This is a genomic window from Pseudomonas sp. Bout1 (assembly GCF_034314165.1).
Classification (GTDB): Bacteria; Pseudomonadota; Gammaproteobacteria; order Pseudomonadales; family Pseudomonadaceae; genus Aquipseudomonas.
Window position 1 is genome coordinate 6,641,122 of sequence record NZ_JAVIWK010000001.1, and the last position, 14,918, is coordinate 6,656,039.

The following is a 14,918-nucleotide window of genomic DNA, read 5'->3' on the forward strand; positions in this document are numbered from 1 at the left end:
TGCCGCAGATAGAGAGAAATCTGACGTAATCGAACTATTGCGCCTGCTTCTCGAAGCGATAGAACAGGTTCGGCTCACTGACCATGTACAGCGTGCCGTGCTCGTCCATGGTCACGCCTTCGGCACGCGGAATGGTGCGCTTCAAGCCGTTGAAGCCGCCGAGCAAGGTCATGAAGCTGACCTGCTCGCCCTTCTCGTCCAGTTCCAGCAGCAGATGGGAGTCAGCCGACAGCGCCAGCAGATGGCCGGTGCGCGGGTCGACGGTCAGCGCCGAGAGGTTGCGCATGTCCAGTTCAGTGTTGGCGAGCTTTTGCTTGTCGCCCGTGAGGATCTGGCCGCCGTCGCTTTTCCAGGTAAACAAAGCCGGTGGCCGCTCTTCACCGAGGATCAGCTGTTGATTGCGCCTGTCCCAGGTGACCGCTTCAAAGGCTTTGTTCTGGTCTTTGGACGGGCCCAGGTCATAAGACCGGAAGTCGGCCTTGTTCAACTGCTGGGTCTGCGGGTCGACCTTGACGATGGTCAGGCTGTGCTGGCGCTCATCGACCACGGCCATCAGGCCGTTTTCCATCATGGTCACGCCTTCGGGGTTGTTCCAGCCGTTGAGCGGCATCTTGCGCAGCACGTCGCCTTGCAGCGTCAGCTCAACCAGGAACGGATTCTTGCCCATGACCGAGAACAGGGTCTTGGTCTGTGGGTTATAGGTCAGGTCCGACGCTTCGTCCTTCTCCATGCCGGGCAGCAGTTTGGCGTCGATCACCGCGTGGTAATCCGGAAGCCACACGCTTTCCAGGCGCTCGGTCGGCGTTTCAAAGCCCTCAGCCACCCACAGCAAGCCACGGTCGTCCCAGTGCATCGCCCAGGCAACGCCATAGATGATCGCGCCGGCCAGGAACAGCCAGGAATACCAGCGCATGGCAAAGCGCGAACGCAGCGTGGGTTTTACGGAAGGGAGAGGCACGGCCATTACGCTTTCCAGAAAGTCAGCTTTAGGTGATAGCACAGGATCAAAACGCCCGCGCGCAGCAAGCTGGAGATTATCCGGATGGGGTGTGAAAAAAATGCAAAAACCGATGTTTCCAGGCAAACACAAAACAATGTGGGAGCCGGGCTTGCCCGCGATGGCGGCGGGTCAGTCAACATTTAAGGCGACTGACACACCGTTATCGCGGGCAAGCCCGCTCCCACATTTTTGACCGCGTTTCACCAGGTATTTAGTGCACGCTGCTTTCGAAGCGGCTCACACCCGGCAGTTCCAGCACCAGTTCATCACCCACATTCAGCGGGCCCACGCCGGCCGGTGTGCCGGTGAGGATTACATCCCCGGCCTGCAGCGAGAAGCAGCCGGCCATGTACTGGATCATCGGGATGATCGGGTTGAGCATGATCGCGCTGTTGCCGTCCTGGCGAACTTCGCCATTGATGGTCAGGCGGATGCCGATGTCGGTCACGTCCGCAAAGGTGCTGCCGACCACGAACGGTGCAATCACCGCGGCGCCATCAAACGACTTGGCGATTTCCCACGGCAAGCCCTTGGCTTTCAGCTCGGCCTGTTTGTCCCGCAGGGTCAAATCCAGGGCCGGTGCGAAGCCGGAGATGGCGTCCAGCACTTCCTCGCGGCTCGGCTTGGTCGACAACGGCTTGCCGATCAACACCGCGATTTCCGCTTCGTAGTGCACTGAACCGCGCTCGGTAGGGATGGCGAAACCGCCTTCCAGCGCCACCACGCAACTGCCTGGCTTGATAAACAGCAGCGGCTCGGTAGGTACCGGGTTATCCAGTTCCTTGGCGTGTTCGGCGTAGTTACGCCCGATGCACACCACTTTCCCCAGGGGAAAGTGAATATTGGTGCCGTCGACATACTTGTGCTGGTAGCTCATGGACCGACTCCTTCAGGGACTGTTAAACAGCGAAAATCTTGCCCGGGTTCATGATCCCGTTAGGGTCGAACACCGCCTTCACTGCCTTCATGTATTCAATTTCAACCGGCGAACGGCTGTAGGTCAGGTAATCGCGCTTGGTCATGCCCACGCCGTGTTCGGCGGAGATCGAGCCGTTGTACTTCTGCACGGTCTCGAATACCCACTTGTTGACGGTGGCGCACTTGGCGAAGAACTCGTCCTTGCTCAGGTTTTCCGGCTTGAGGATGTTCAAGTGCAGGTTGCCGTCGCCGATGTGGCCAAACCAGACAATTTCGAAGTCCGGGTAGTGTTCGCCGACGATCGCGTCGATTTCCTTCAGGAAGGCCGGTACTTTCGACACAGTCACCGAAATGTCGTTCTTGTATGGCGTCCAGTGGGAGATGGTCTCGGAGATGTACTCGCGCAGCTTCCACAGGTTGTGCAGTTGGGTTTCGCTCTGGCTCATCACGCCGTCCAGCACCCAGCCCTGCTCCACGCAGTGTTCAAAGGTGGCCAGGGCATCGTTGGCCACTTCTTCGGTGGTCGCTTCAAATTCCAGCAGCGCGTAGAACGGGCAGTCGGATTCGAACGGCGCCGGCACGTCGCCACGCCCGAGGACTTTGGCCAGGGCCTTGTCGGAGAAGAACTCGAAGGCGGTCAGGTCCAGCTTGCTCTGGAAAGCGTGCAGCACCGGCATGATCGAGTCGAAGTCGGTGGTGCCGAGCACCATCGCGGTGAGGTTCTTCGGCGCACGGTCCAGGCGCATGGTGGCTTCGACCACAAAACCCAGGGTGCCTTCAGCGCCGATAAACAGCTGGCGCATGTCGTAGCCGGTGGCGTTCTTGATCAGGTCTTTGTTCAGTTCCAGCAAGTCGCCCTTGCCGGTAACGACTTTCATGCCGGCTACCCAGTTGCGGGTCATGCCGTAGCGAATCACTTTGATCCCGCCGGCATTGGTGCCGATATTGCCGCCAATCTGGCTGGAACCGGAAGAGGCGAAATCCACCGGGTAGTACAGGCCTTTTTCTTCGGCGACGTTCTGCAATTGCTTGGTGACCACGCCCGGCTGGCACACGGCGGTGCGGTCGGTAAGGTTCACGTCGAGGATCTGGTTCATATAGTCGAACGACACCACCACTTCGCCATTAGCGGCCACTGCGGCGGCCGACAAGCCAGTACGGCCACCGGACGGCACCAGCGCGACCTTGTGCTCATTGGCCCAACGGACGATGGCCTGCACCTGCTCGGTGGTCTTCGGAAAGACGATGGCCACCGGAGCCGGGGCGAAATGCTTGGTCCAGTCCTTGCCATAAGCCTCAAGGGAGTCAGCATCGGTCAGGACCTTGCCAGGCTCAACCAGGGTCTTCAGCTCATCAATCAGGGCAGGATGGGTCATCGACAGAACTCTCGAACAATTCATGGTCATCCTGAGAACGCTTCACGTCGCAGGAATGGGTGTTTAGCGGGGCACGTATGCTAGCATACCGCCCCCGCAGGATAGTGCCCAAGGGCGTTCTGCGGTGACGGCTTTCCTGCCGTCCGGGTCAGCTTGCGCTGCTCGATTCCCTGCCATTTTTCTCCGGGATACAGGTTTACGCAGATGAGCAAGACTTCTCTCGATAAGAGCAAGATCAAGTTCCTTCTTCTGGAAGGCGTCCACCCATCGGCCGTCGAAGTCCTGAAGGCCGCCGGGTACACCAGCATTGAGTACATCACCAGTTCTCTGCCGGAAGCCCAGCTCAAGGAAAAGATCGCCGACGCGCACTTTATCGGCATTCGCTCCCGCACTCAGCTGACCGAAGAGATCTTCGATCACGCCAAGAAGTTGGTGGCTGTGGGCTGTTTCTGCATCGGCACCAACCAGGTCGACCTCAACGCAGCGCGCGAGCGCGGCATTGCGGTGTTCAACGCACCGTACTCCAACACCCGCTCCGTCGCTGAGTTGGTGCTGGCCGAGGCGATCCTGTTGTTGCGCGGTATTCCCGAGAAGAACGCTTCCTGCCACCGTGGCGGCTGGATCAAGAGCGCAGCCAACTCCTTCGAAATCCGTGGCAAGAAGCTGGGTATCGTCGGTTACGGCTCGATCGGCACTCAACTGTCGGTATTGGCCGAAGGCCTTGGCATGCAGGTGTTCTTCTACGACACCCTGACCAAGCTGCCGTTGGGCAACGCCACTCAGGTGTCGAGCCTGACCGAGCTGCTGGGCATGTCCGACATCGTGACCCTGCACGTACCGGAAACCGCTGAAACCCAGTGGATGATCGGCGAGAAGGAAATCCGCGCCATCAAGAAGGGCGGGATCCTGATCAACGCCGCACGCGGCACCGTGGTCGAGCTGGACGCTTTGGCCGACGCGATCAAGGACAAGCACCTGATCGGCGCTGCAATCGACGTGTTCCCGGTAGAGCCGCGCTCTAACGACGACATCTTCGAAAGCCCGCTGCGTGGCCTGGACAACGTGATCCTGACCCCGCACATCGGCGGTTCCACCGCTGAAGCCCAAGCCAACATCGGCCTGGAAGTGTCGGAGAAACTGGTCAAGTACAGCGACAACGGTACGTCGGTGTCCTCGGTCAACTTCCCGGAAGTGGCGCTGCCGGCTCACCCTGGCAAGCACCGTCTGCTGCACATCCACCAGAACATCCCTGGCGTGATGATGGAGATCAACAAGGTCTTCGCGGAAAACGGCATCAACATTTCCGGTCAGTTCCTGCAGACCAACGAGAAAGTCGGCTACGTGGTTATCGACGTAGACGCCGAGTATTCGGACCTGGCGCAAGAGAAGCTGCAACACATCAACGGCACTATCCGTAGCCGCGTGTTGTTCTAATCGTTCAGGCGTGCACAAAAAAGGGAGACCCTCGGGTCTCCCTTTTTTTGTCTGAACAAATCTTACTTCACGTTAACCGTAATGACTTTTGACGCTACAGTCGGGTTGAACTGCATGTGCAGTTTGTCGCCGGCTACCAGTTGCAGCGTGTGCTTGCCTGGGGTGAGGGTCAGCTCGGTTTCGGTCTGGGCCTTGCCGTAGTGAATCACGGTGTCGGTGGCCGGGATCGGCACGCTGGCGTCCGGCAGGGCTTTCTGGTCGATCAGCAGGTGGTGGTGGCCGGTGCCCGGATCCTGGCTGGTGGCCGGGGCCAGTTTCAGGCCTTCCATGCCGAATTTCACGGTGAAGGTTTTATCGACGGTAGCGCCATCTTTCGGCGACACGATAAACACCTTGGCACCTTCAGGTGGCGCGCTACGCGGGATGCCATCGGCGGCGGTTGCCAACATCGAAGCGCCCAGCAAGAGGCTGGCCAGGGTTGCACGGGTCAAAAAGGCTTTCATTCACTTCTCCAGTTTTTCTGTGAAATCTGTAGGGTTATGACAACTTCGCGACAAATTGCTGTCCAAGGCACTCAACACCATAGCAAAGCGAGCCTGAACGGCGCCTCGCTCATTCGAATTCTTTAGGAGAGACCATGCGTTTCCTGCCTGGCCTGTTACTTTTACTGCCCCTTGTGAGCCCCCTGGCCCATGCCGATCTGATCGACGATGTGTTTGACCGCGGGGAACTGCGTATCGCCATGCAAGCTAACACCCCACCTTTCAACTTCAAGCAAGGCGACAAACTCACCGGCTTTGAAGTAGAGCTGGGCGAACTGCTGGCCAAGGAAATGGACGTACGCCCCTCCTTTATCACCGTCGATGCCGCCGAGTTGCTGGCGGGCGTGGAAAGCGCCAAATACGACGTGGCCATCAACCATATCGCTATGACTCCTGAACTGGCGGATCGTTTCGACTTCAGCGAGCCCTACAGCTACTCCAGCGCACAGCTGATCGTGCGCAAACAGGAACAACGCCCGCTGGGCAGTTTTGCAGCGCTCAAGGGCAAGGCATTGGGCGTGGCCCAAGGCAGCCAGTTTGTGGAGCAGGCACGCACCGCCGAAGGCGTTGATTTGCGCAGCTACGCCGATGCCAAACAGCCGATCAAGGACGTCGCCGACCAACAAATTGATGCGGCCATCAGTGACCGGCTGCTGATTCCCTACGCGATTCGTGACAGCGAGTTACCGGTGAAGGGCGGCGCAGATGTGGGCCCGACGTTGAGCCTGGCGATCCCGTTCCAAAAGGGTAACCCGGCGTTCAAGGCCAGCCTGGACAAAGCCCTGCAACGGGTGAAGGCCGATGGCCGGCTGACGGCGCTGTCGGAGAAGTGGTTCGGGATGGATGCGAGCAAGCCGGTGGCCAAGGCCGGATAACCGACCCGGTCAATGTAGGAGCTGGCTTGCCTGCGATAGCGGTGGGTCAGCACCAAAAATGTAGGCTGATACACCGCTATCGCAGGCAAGCCAGCTCGCACATTTTGATCTATGTCGGGCTAGAGAGTTTTGCCAGGGCAGCCGCCGCTTCGGGCAACTCCAGCTCACTGAACACCAGCACCCCATGGCGCTTGAGCAACGCTGCCGTCACACCTTCGCCGGTCACCTTCACGCCGGTAAACGTGCCGTCATAGGTCAGCAGGTTGCCGCAGGACGGGCTGTTGGCCTTGAGCACGGCGATACGGATGTGGTGGCGCTGCACCAACGCCAGCGCCTGGTGGGCGCCATCGAGGAAGGCCTCGCTGAAGTCTTCCCCCTGGGCCGTCAGCACCTGGGCTCGGCCCTCCCAAACATCGATCCCCTGCCCGCCCGGGATCTCGGCAGACGGGCGCGGCGTCGGCAAACCACCCGCCACTTCCGGGCACACAGCAACCACCCGCCCTTCGGCCTGCCACGCGGTCAGTTGGTCGAAAGGCCCGCTGGCCCCTGCGTCGTAGCGTACCCGGTGGCCCAGCAGGCAGCGGCTGACCAGAATCTTTTGCATGATCAAAACGGCTCGTTACCCCGCCGGCGAAACCAGCCGGTAAGGGACAGGCGTTCGCGTGTGGCAGGCATGACTTCATGGGGGATCTCCCCCGACAGGAACACCACCAGGCAACCGCCGGTGGGCACCACATCGTATTCGACGTCGCCCTTGAGGTACATGCGCAACTGGCCACCATGCTCTGGCAGCCACGCATCGTTCAAATAGATCACCGCCGACACCATGCGCCGGTCGTCATCACGAAACCGGTCCACATGCCTGAGGTAAAACGCCCCCGGCGGGTACATGGCGAAGTGGCTTTCGAAGTCTTCCAGCCCCAGGAACAGCCCCCGGTTCATCGCCACTCGCAGGCTGTCCATCAGCTCCAGATAGTTGTCGCAGGCGACCACTTCGCCCGGCTCCAGCCACTGGATATGGTCACCGCGAATGCCCTCGCGAATCTCCTGGGACGGCCCACGTCCGACGGCTGCCGGCGCCAATTCACCTTCGGCGGCGCGTTTATGGCACTCAGCCGCCAGTTCCAGGGTCAGAGCCTCGGGCAGGAAGATATTCTGCTGCGACCAGCCTTGTGCGGCCAAGTCATCGACAATGCGTAACAGCAGCGGGTGATCGGAGGGTATGGGCATGGCGCGCATAGTATCCATACGCCTGCGAATCCGACAGCGCCGCCGAGCGTCTGAATACACTTTAGTCAGGTGACCAATAGGATTTCTCGACAAATCCTACGCCCGACACGGACAATAGTGGCCGACTGACAGGAGTCCATATGCGTCGTTTGCTTTTTTCCTTGCTGATGTTCTGCGTTTTGCCCGCGTGGGCAGACGGCCATGACCAGTTGTACAAGGTCGCCGGCTGGGCAGACCAGCGCGCGCATTTTAATGACGCCCTCAGTGCCGCCCAGCAACGCTACCGCAACAGCTTGCCGCCAGCGGTGTATCAGGCGCTGGTGGACAACAGCAATAAACGCTTCGCACCGCAGTCGGTAGACCAGCGCGCCGAAGCGCAGCTGCGCAAGAACCTGGCAGACCCGAAGCCGGCCCTGGCGTTCTTCCAGTCGCCCCTTGGCCGCAAGATTGTCGCCGCCGAATTGCTGGCCACCCGCCGCGATCAACTGGCGAAGAATGCCCAGGGCTTGCCACACATCGAAGCCGGTGCCACCCGCAGCCTGATCATCGGCCACTTGGCGCAGGCACTGCCTGCGCGGGAAGCCGGGGCGGAAGTCAGCCTGGCCATCGCCGGCGTGGCGGCCGACAGCTTGAGCCAGATGATCCCCGGCCTGTTGGGCGGCGGCCAGGCACAAGGCATGTTGAACGGCCAGCGCGAGCGTTTGATGCAGCAGATTGGCAATGATTTGAACAACACATTGCTGTACGTCTACCGGGACTTGTCCGACCCGGAGCTGGAAGAATTCGCCACCTTCGCAGAGTCGCCCGATGGCAAGGCTTACTACAAGGCGGCACTGGCGGCGATTCGCGCCGGCTTGGCCGTCGGCCAAAGCACCTCAAGCCTGGCGCCGTGATCAGCCTGTAGGCGCAAGCTTGCTCGCGATGGTCGTCAACGATCACGCGGGGATCAGCGGTGCTCTCTGGTTTTCGCGAGCAAGCTCGCGCCTACAGGTGATCACTTAGAAACTTGAAGTACACCTGCCGAATCTCCGGAATCTCATTCGCCAAATGATGCCTGCCGCGCGGCAGCATCAAAACCTGCGGCTGGTCGAACTTGCTGCGCAGCACCTTCAGGTTGTGCTGCCAGTCTACCGTCATGTCCTCCTCGCCCTGCACGATCAACGGCCGCCGCGTGCTGCGTGGCGCCGCTTCGATGCGTTTGATCCAGCGCGCCAACGCGCCCACCCAGGCGGTCGGCAGTTGCCGTGGCTGCAGCGGGTCGGCCTCCAGGAACGGCTTGAACTGCGGGTCGTTGGTGTTATCGCTGAAGCGCCGGGCGATGCCTTTGACGAAAGGCTTGAGCAGGTAATAACTGAGCTGCGACCAGCCCCACGCCCGGGGCCGCACCAACGGGGAGAGCAGGAAGGTCTTGCCCTGGGCCGGGCTGTCGGCACCGTGGTTAAGCAGGTGGTCCACCACAATCGCACCGCCCGTGCTTTGCCCGAACAAGTGCCATGGCTGCGGCAACTGCAACGCCCTGGCCTGCTCGAATAATGCCTGCACCACATCCTGGTACACCGCAAAGTCATCAATGCTGGCCCGCTCGCCACTGGACAACCCATGGCCCGGCAAGTCGCAGGCGATTACCACAAAGCCCTGGTCCAGCGCCCAGTCCACGGCGTTGCGGTACAAGCCCATATGATCGTAGAAACCATGGAACAGGAACATCGTCGCCACCGGCACTGGCGGCCACCACACCTGGCAGACCACATCGAACCCGCCCACCGCGCAGCGCCCCAGGCGGCTTACGGCCGCCACCTTGCGGGCGGGCAGGTCCAGGCCATAGAAGCGCTGGTAGACCCGGGCCTCGGCAGAAAGCGGCTGCGCGTCCAACAGGGGCCGCAGGCTTTCGCGTAGATGATCAGGGTCAAACGTAACGGGCATAAGAACTTCCAGACTGTGGCTTCAACGCATTGAACAGATGAATATCGAGCCGCGATATTCATCTGTCAGGGCAAGCATGGCAAGCTACGCGTCCTCCGAGGATTGATCCACATGCGACAGCCCTACCGCACCACCCTCTTCGCCAGCCTGATCGTGATCATTTGCGCCGGCGTGCTTTGGGCGGCATATGACTGGTTCCAGGGTCGCTACCTGCGGGCGTTCAGTGAGCATACGGCAGTGTTTTCCGGCGACACCCTGAGCCTGCCCGCCGAGCTGGCCGGGCCTGGCCATATTCGGCTGGTGCACTTTTGGGACCCGGCCTGCCCATGCAATGTCGGCAACCAGCAACACCTTTCAGAACTGATCGAGCATTACGCACCTCAAGGCGTGGAGTTCTATTCGTTGCAAAAGCCCGGGAGCCACGGCCAGTTACCCGCCAGCCTGGGCGCGATGAAACCCATCCAAAGCCTGCCCGGCGCCGAACACGTGCCCGCCAGCCCCGCCGTGGGCATTTGGGACCGCAGCGGCAAGCTCGCCTATTTCGGGCCGTACAGCGAAGGGCTGACGTGTAATTCGAGCAACAGCTTTATCGAACCTATCCTGCGGGCTCTCGAAGACGGGCGCCAAGTCAACGCGACCCACACCCTGGCGGTGGGCTGCTATTGTTCGTGGCCAAAAGGCTTGTAGTTCGCGGCCCCACTCATCGTAAGGAATCGTCATGAAGCGCGTCTTGCAGGTCCTCGCGGCTCTCATCGTGCTGGTCGCCCTTGGCGCCGGATGGTATGTCTACAGCAAGCAGCCGATCCGCCAGGGCACCGTGGCGCTGGCGCACCTGCAAGGCTCGGTCACTGTGCGCTATGACGACCGTGGCGTGCCGCATATCCGTGCTGAAAACGAGGCCGACCTGTACCGCGCCCTTGGCTATGTGCACGCCCAGGACCGGCTGTTCCAGATGGAGATCATGCGGCGCCTGTCCCGTGGCGAGCTGGCCGAAGTGCTGGGCCCCAAGCTGCTGGAGACCGACAAACTGTTCCGCAGCCTGCGCATTCGCGAACGGGCCTTGAGCTACGTGGAGCACATGGACCATGAGTCCGCGCCCTGGAAAGCCCTGCAAGCCTACCTGGACGGCGTGAACCAGTATCAGGACAGCCACGCCAGCCCCATGGAGTTCGACGTACTGGGCATTCCCAAGCGCCCGTTTACCCCCGAAGACACCATCAGCGTCGCCGGCTACCTGGCCTACAGCTTTGCCGCCGCGTTTCGCACCGAACCCTTGCTGACGTACGTACGCGACCAACTGGGTAACGATTACCTGAAAGTGTTCGACCTCGATTGGCAACCCAAGGGCGCCCTTAACCTGGCCGCCGGCGACTGGAAAGACCTCGGCGCCATCGCTCAGTTGAGCGAACAGGCCCTGGCCGAGAACGGCCTGCCACAGTTCGAAGGCAGCAACGCCTGGGCCATCAGCGGCAGCCGCACCAAGAGCGGCAAACCGCTGCTGGCGGGTGACCCGCATATTCGCTTCTCGGTGCCGTCGGTGTGGTACGAGGCGCAGTTGTCGGCGCCGGGCTTCGAGCTTTACGGTTATCACAATGCGCTGGTACCGGTGGCGTTCCTGGGCCACAACAAGGATTTCGGCTGGAGCCTGACCATGTTCCAGAACGATGACCTCGACCTGATCGCCGAGAAGGTCAACCCGGCCAACCCCAACCAGGTCTGGTACCACGACAAGTGGGTAGACATGACCAGCAGCGAGCAGCAGATTGCGGTCAAGGGCCAGGACCCGGTCACCCTCACCCTGCGCTCCTCGCCCCACGGCCCGATCATCAATGACGTGCTCGGCGAGAATGCCGGCAAGACGCCGATTGCCATGTGGTGGGCCTTCCTCAACACCGACAACCCGATCCTCGACGGCTTCTACCAGCTCAACCGCGCCGACACCCTGGCCAAGGCCCGTGCCGCAGCGGCCAAGGTGCAGGCGCCGGGCTTGAACATCGTATGGGCGAATGCCAAGGGCGATATCGGCTGGTGGGCGGCGGCGCAATTGCCGATCCGCCCGGCCGGGGTCAACCCGGGCTTTATCCTCGACGGCAGCACGGCCCAGGCGGACAAACTCGGCTTCTACCCGTTCAGCGCCAACCCCCAGGAAGAAAACCCGGCGCGGGGCTATGTGGTGTCCGCCAATGCCCAGCCGGCGTCACCCACCGGCATGCCGATCCCGGGTTATTACAACCTGGCCGACCGTGGCCAGCAGTTGAACGCGCAATTGAGCGACAACCGCGTGAAATGGGACGTGGACAACAGCCAGGCCTTGCAGCTGGGCACCACTACCGCCTACGGCCCACGGCTGTTGGCGCCACTGCTGCCGGTGCTGCGTGAAGTGGTCAAGGACCCGGCACAGTTGAAACTGGTAGAGCAGTTGGCTGCGTGGAAAGGCGATTACCCGCTCGACTCCACCACTGCCACGCTGTTCAACCAGTTCCTGTTCAACCTCACCGATGCGGCGTTTCACCCAAAGCTGGGGGATGCGATGTTCAAGACATTGCTCACCACCCGCGTGGTGGACGCCGCGTTGCCACGCCTGAGCGCCTCACCGGATTCGCCATGGTGGGACGGCCACCGCGCCGACACCGTCAAGCTCGCCTGGGACAACAGCCTGCAACACCTCAAGGCGACCTTCGGCGACGACCCGACGCAGTGGCAATGGGGCAAGGCCCACACCCTGACCCACGGCCACCCGCTGGGCTCGCAGAAGCCGTTGGACAAAATCGTCAACGTCGGCCCGTTTGCCGCTCCCGGCAGCCATGAAGTGCCCAACAACCAATCCGCACAGATCGGCCCGGCGCCGTGGCCGGTGACGTACGGCCCATCGACCCGGCGCCTGATCGACTTCGCCGACGCGGCCCATGCGCTGACCATCAACCCGGTCGGGCAGAGTGGTGTGCCGTTCGACAAGCACTACTCTGATCAGGCGCAGACGTATATCGAGGGCGGGTATGAGCAGGCGCACTTCAATGATGAGGAAGTGACGGCGAATACCCGTAGTACGTTGAAGCTGTTGCCGGCCCGGACACCGCAATAGCTCAGAAGAAATGCCATACATGTGGGAGCTGGCTTGCCTGCTCCCACAGTTGATCTCCATCGTTGCGTCTATCGTGCTCGAAGCCGCCCCGGCGCCTCGCCGTAGGTTTCCTTGAATTTCTTGCTGAACGCCGCCTGGGACTGGTACCCCGCCTGGGCGGCAATATCCGTCAGGCTCAACCGCGACTGATGCAACAGGTTGAATGCCAACTCCATGCACAACTGCGTCACTTGCTGCCTACCGTGAAGAAAGCCTTTGGCGCGCTGGGCAAGAGCAGCCCGAAGATGGTCAAAGCCTACATGGCGCTGGGGGAAGCTGCCGAGGAAAACAACGTCCTCGATGCCAAGACCCGTGAGCTGATTTCCATCGCCGTGGCCATCACCACCCGCTGCGACGGTTGCATCGGCGTGCATGCCGACGCGGCAATCAAGGCTGGCGCCACCCGCGAAGAAGTGGCCGCGACGTTGGCCACGGCGATCTCGCTGAATGCCGGCGCGGCGTACATCTATTCGCTGCGTGCCCTTGAAGCCTATGACACGCTCAAACCGGCGCCGCAAAGTTAAGCCGCAATTGTTGCGGCGTCACGCCCAGCCGGCGGTTGAACACACTGCGCATGTGCTGGGCATCGCGAAAACCGCATTGATACGCCACAGTCTTGAGCGGTGCGCGGGTGCTTTCCAGCATCACCCGCGCTGCATCCACGCGAGCCCGCTCGACGAACTCCGCCGGGGTGATCTGCGCTTCCCGGGCAAATACCCGGGAGAAGTTGCGCGCGCTCATGTTGGCAGCCTTGGCCAGGTCAGCGATGGTCAGGTCGCCCGTCAGGTTGGCCAATACGTAGAGCTGCACCAGCGCCACCGCCGAGGTGGCTTCGGCGTGGGGTGTAAGGAACGGGCTGAACTGCGACTGCCCACCCGAACGCTGGGTAAATACAACCAGGCGCTTGGCCACGCTAAGGGCGACTTCCGGGCCATGGTCCTGTGCCAGCAGGTACAGCGACAGGTCGATACCCGCCGTTACCCCGGCCGAGGTATAGAGATTGCCGTCCTGTACGTAAAGGCGGTCGGCATCCACTTTGGTCGAGGGGCACAAACCGGCCAGGTCGGCAGCGTCGCCCCAATGAGTGGTGACAGTGCGCCCGTCCAGCAGCCCGGCGCGGGCGAGCATGAAGGCGCCGTTGCAGATGGAGCCGAAGCGTTTGGCTCGCGCACTGGCGTCGCGCAGCCATTGATTGAACACCGGGCCGAAATCCTCGAACGGCAATTGCGGCCCACCGGCCATCAACAGCAAATCGTAAGGCTCAAGGGCTTCGCTGAAATGCCGGTGCGCCTGCAACGACAAGCCGTTGGAGCAGGCCATGTTGCCGTGGCCCAGGCCAATCACTTCCAACTGGTAATGCTTCTCGGGCGGCAGAAAACGGTTGGCCTCGCAGAACACATCCAGGGGCCCGGTCACGTCCAGTGACTGGACGCCGGGGAAGATCAGGATGGCGACGGTTTTGCCCATGAGCAGGAACACCTTTTTCAACTGAATAAACACAAACCCTGTAGGAGCTGGCTTGCCGGCGATGCAAACACCTCGGTGTAACAGGTATTCCGAGGTGATGCTATCGCAGGCAAGCCAGCTCCTACAGTTGATCGCGTATGGCCTTGGCACGATGTGACGGCACATTGGCCGGGATCGTACCCTCGCCGCGATGGCCCCTTCGCGGGTGCGCGACCAGACTGGACTCATCGGCGCCAACCCGGCGCTTTCTTGAGGAGAACGACCATGAGCACCACCATCGCCGGCATCAAGATCCCGGACAGCGCCCTGGCCAAGGCCACCACCGAATACATCCGCGACATCGAGTCCGACCTGCTGTACCACCACTCCCGCCGGGTGTTCCTGTTCGGCGCCTTGAGCGGTGAGCGCCAGCAGTTGGCCTATAACCCGGAGTTGCTGTACGTCGGCGCGATGTTCCACGACCTGGGCCTGGTGGAAGGTCACCGCAGTGATGACGAGCGTTTTGAAGTGGACGGCGCCAACGCGGCGGCGAACTTCCTCAAGCCATACGGATTGAGCGATGACGATATCGAGCAGGTGTGGTTGTCCATCGCCCTGCACACCACGCCAGGTGTGCCCAAGCATCTGCGTCCGACCGTGGCGCTGGTGACGGCGGGCGTGGAAATGGACGTGCTGGGCATGGAGTACGCAGCGTTCAGCAGCGTGCAGCGCGAGGCTGTGGTGCATGCGCATCCACGCGGTGAAGGGTTCAAGGAATGCATCATCTGCGCGTTTGCCGACGGCTTGCGCCATCGTCCGCAGACCACGTTTGGCAACGTGAAGACGGATGTGCTGGTGGATCAGGAGCCTGGGTTCAAGCCGATGAACTTTGTCGAGGTGATTCGCAAGTCGCCTTGGAACGCATAGCTGACTTGAAATGCAATCAACTGTGGGAGCTGGCTTGCCTGCGATAGCGGTGTATCAGTCAACACATCAGTCGACTGTCACACCGCTATCGCAGGCAAGCCAGCTCCCACATTTTTTGAGCCGGTT

15 protein-coding genes and 1 pseudogene are annotated in these 14,918 nt (G+C 61.2%); 7 read left to right on the forward strand and 9 right to left on the reverse strand.

Going from position 1 to position 14,918, the window contains the following annotated elements:
* Positions 1-34: 34 nt before the first annotated feature.
* The 3 genes from RGV33_RS30825 to RGV33_RS30835 form a co-directional block, all read right to left on the reverse strand.
* The gene (locus tag RGV33_RS30825; protein WP_322148194.1) at positions 35-964 is read right to left on the reverse strand and encodes an SdiA-regulated domain-containing protein; all 930 of its coding nucleotides are present in this window, start codon (positions 962-964) and stop codon (positions 35-37) included.
* A 247-nt stretch (positions 965-1,211) separates the two neighbouring features.
* Positions 1,212-1,877, reverse strand: coding sequence for a fumarylacetoacetate hydrolase family protein (locus RGV33_RS30830; RefSeq protein ID WP_322148195.1), 666 nt, complete (start codon positions 1,875-1,877; stop codon positions 1,212-1,214).
* A gap of 22 nt (positions 1,878-1,899) precedes the next feature.
* Positions 1,900-3,294: an FAD-binding oxidoreductase gene (locus RGV33_RS30835; RefSeq protein WP_003213844.1), complete on the reverse strand. Its 1,395-nt coding sequence runs from the start codon at positions 3,292-3,294 to the stop codon at positions 1,900-1,902.
* Positions 3,295-3,498: 204 nt separating this feature from the next.
* On the opposite strand from RGV33_RS30835, the gene serA reads away from it, so the two are divergent.
* A complete protein-coding gene (gene serA, locus RGV33_RS30840) occupies positions 3,499-4,728 on the forward strand; it encodes a phosphoglycerate dehydrogenase (RefSeq protein WP_003213846.1) in 1,230 nt (409 codons plus the stop codon).
* Positions 4,729-4,790: 62 nt separating this feature from the next.
* Here serA and RGV33_RS30845 read toward each other — a convergent pair whose 3' ends face one another.
* Positions 4,791-5,231: a DUF4399 domain-containing protein gene (locus RGV33_RS30845; protein WP_063026439.1), complete on the reverse strand. Its 441-nt coding sequence runs from the start codon at positions 5,229-5,231 to the stop codon at positions 4,791-4,793.
* Positions 5,232-5,365: 134 nt separating this feature from the next.
* Between RGV33_RS30845 and RGV33_RS30850 the strand changes: the two genes are divergently transcribed.
* Positions 5,366-6,145, forward strand: coding sequence for a transporter substrate-binding domain-containing protein (locus RGV33_RS30850; RefSeq protein WP_322148196.1), 780 nt, complete (start codon positions 5,366-5,368; stop codon positions 6,143-6,145).
* Positions 6,146-6,254: 109 nt separating this feature from the next.
* On the opposite strand, the gene RGV33_RS30855 is transcribed toward RGV33_RS30850, so the two are convergent.
* A complete protein-coding gene (locus RGV33_RS30855) occupies positions 6,255-6,749 on the reverse strand; it encodes a DUF523 domain-containing protein (protein ID WP_322148197.1) in 495 nt (164 codons plus the stop codon).
* A 2-nt stretch (positions 6,750-6,751) separates the two neighbouring features.
* Positions 6,752-7,384, reverse strand: coding sequence for a 2OG-Fe(II) oxygenase (locus tag RGV33_RS30860; RefSeq protein WP_322148769.1), 633 nt, complete (start codon positions 7,382-7,384; stop codon positions 6,752-6,754).
* 131 nt (positions 7,385-7,515) lie between these two features.
* Here RGV33_RS30860 and RGV33_RS30865 point away from each other — a divergent pair, with 131 nt between their 5' ends.
* On the forward strand, positions 7,516-8,268 hold the full coding sequence (locus RGV33_RS30865) for a DUF2059 domain-containing protein (protein ID WP_322148198.1): 753 nt from the start codon (positions 7,516-7,518) through the stop codon (positions 8,266-8,268).
* A gap of 91 nt (positions 8,269-8,359) precedes the next feature.
* On the opposite strand, the gene RGV33_RS30870 is transcribed toward RGV33_RS30865, so the two are convergent.
* Entirely contained in the window at positions 8,360-9,298 is a 939-nt protein-coding gene (locus RGV33_RS30870; protein WP_322148199.1) for an alpha/beta hydrolase, read from the reverse strand.
* 111 nt (positions 9,299-9,409) lie between these two features.
* Between RGV33_RS30870 and RGV33_RS30875 the strand changes: the two genes are divergently transcribed.
* Positions 9,410-9,985: a DUF6436 domain-containing protein gene (locus RGV33_RS30875; RefSeq protein WP_322148200.1), complete on the forward strand. Its 576-nt coding sequence runs from the start codon at positions 9,410-9,412 to the stop codon at positions 9,983-9,985.
* 31 nt (positions 9,986-10,016) lie between these two features.
* A complete protein-coding gene (locus RGV33_RS30880; RefSeq protein WP_322148201.1) occupies positions 10,017-12,380 on the forward strand; it encodes a penicillin acylase family protein in 2,364 nt (787 codons plus the stop codon).
* Positions 12,381-12,448: 68 nt separating this feature from the next.
* On the opposite strand, the pseudogene RGV33_RS30885 reads toward RGV33_RS30880, so the two are convergent.
* Positions 12,449-12,610, reverse strand: a pseudogene (locus tag RGV33_RS30885) (helix-turn-helix domain-containing protein); the annotation flags it as partial.
* Here RGV33_RS30885 and RGV33_RS30890 point away from each other — a divergent pair.
* Positions 12,569-12,943, forward strand: a complete 375-nt coding sequence (locus tag RGV33_RS30890) for a carboxymuconolactone decarboxylase family protein (RefSeq protein ID WP_322148203.1) — start codon at positions 12,569-12,571, stop codon at positions 12,941-12,943. The pseudogene RGV33_RS30885 and the gene RGV33_RS30890 sit on opposite strands and share 42 nt — an antisense overlap.
* Here the strand turns inward: RGV33_RS30890 and RGV33_RS30895 are convergent.
* Positions 12,921-13,886 (reverse strand): GlxA family transcriptional regulator, encoded by a 966-nt coding sequence (locus RGV33_RS30895; protein WP_322148204.1) that lies wholly within the window; start codon positions 13,884-13,886, stop codon positions 12,921-12,923. The two genes, RGV33_RS30890 and RGV33_RS30895, sit on opposite strands and share 23 nt — an antisense overlap.
* 264 nt (positions 13,887-14,150) lie before the next feature.
* Between RGV33_RS30895 and RGV33_RS30900 the strand changes: the two genes are divergently transcribed.
* Positions 14,151-14,792, forward strand: a complete 642-nt coding sequence (locus RGV33_RS30900; protein WP_322148205.1) for an HD domain-containing protein — start codon at positions 14,151-14,153, stop codon at positions 14,790-14,792.
* The last annotated feature ends 126 nt before the right edge of the window (positions 14,793-14,918 follow it).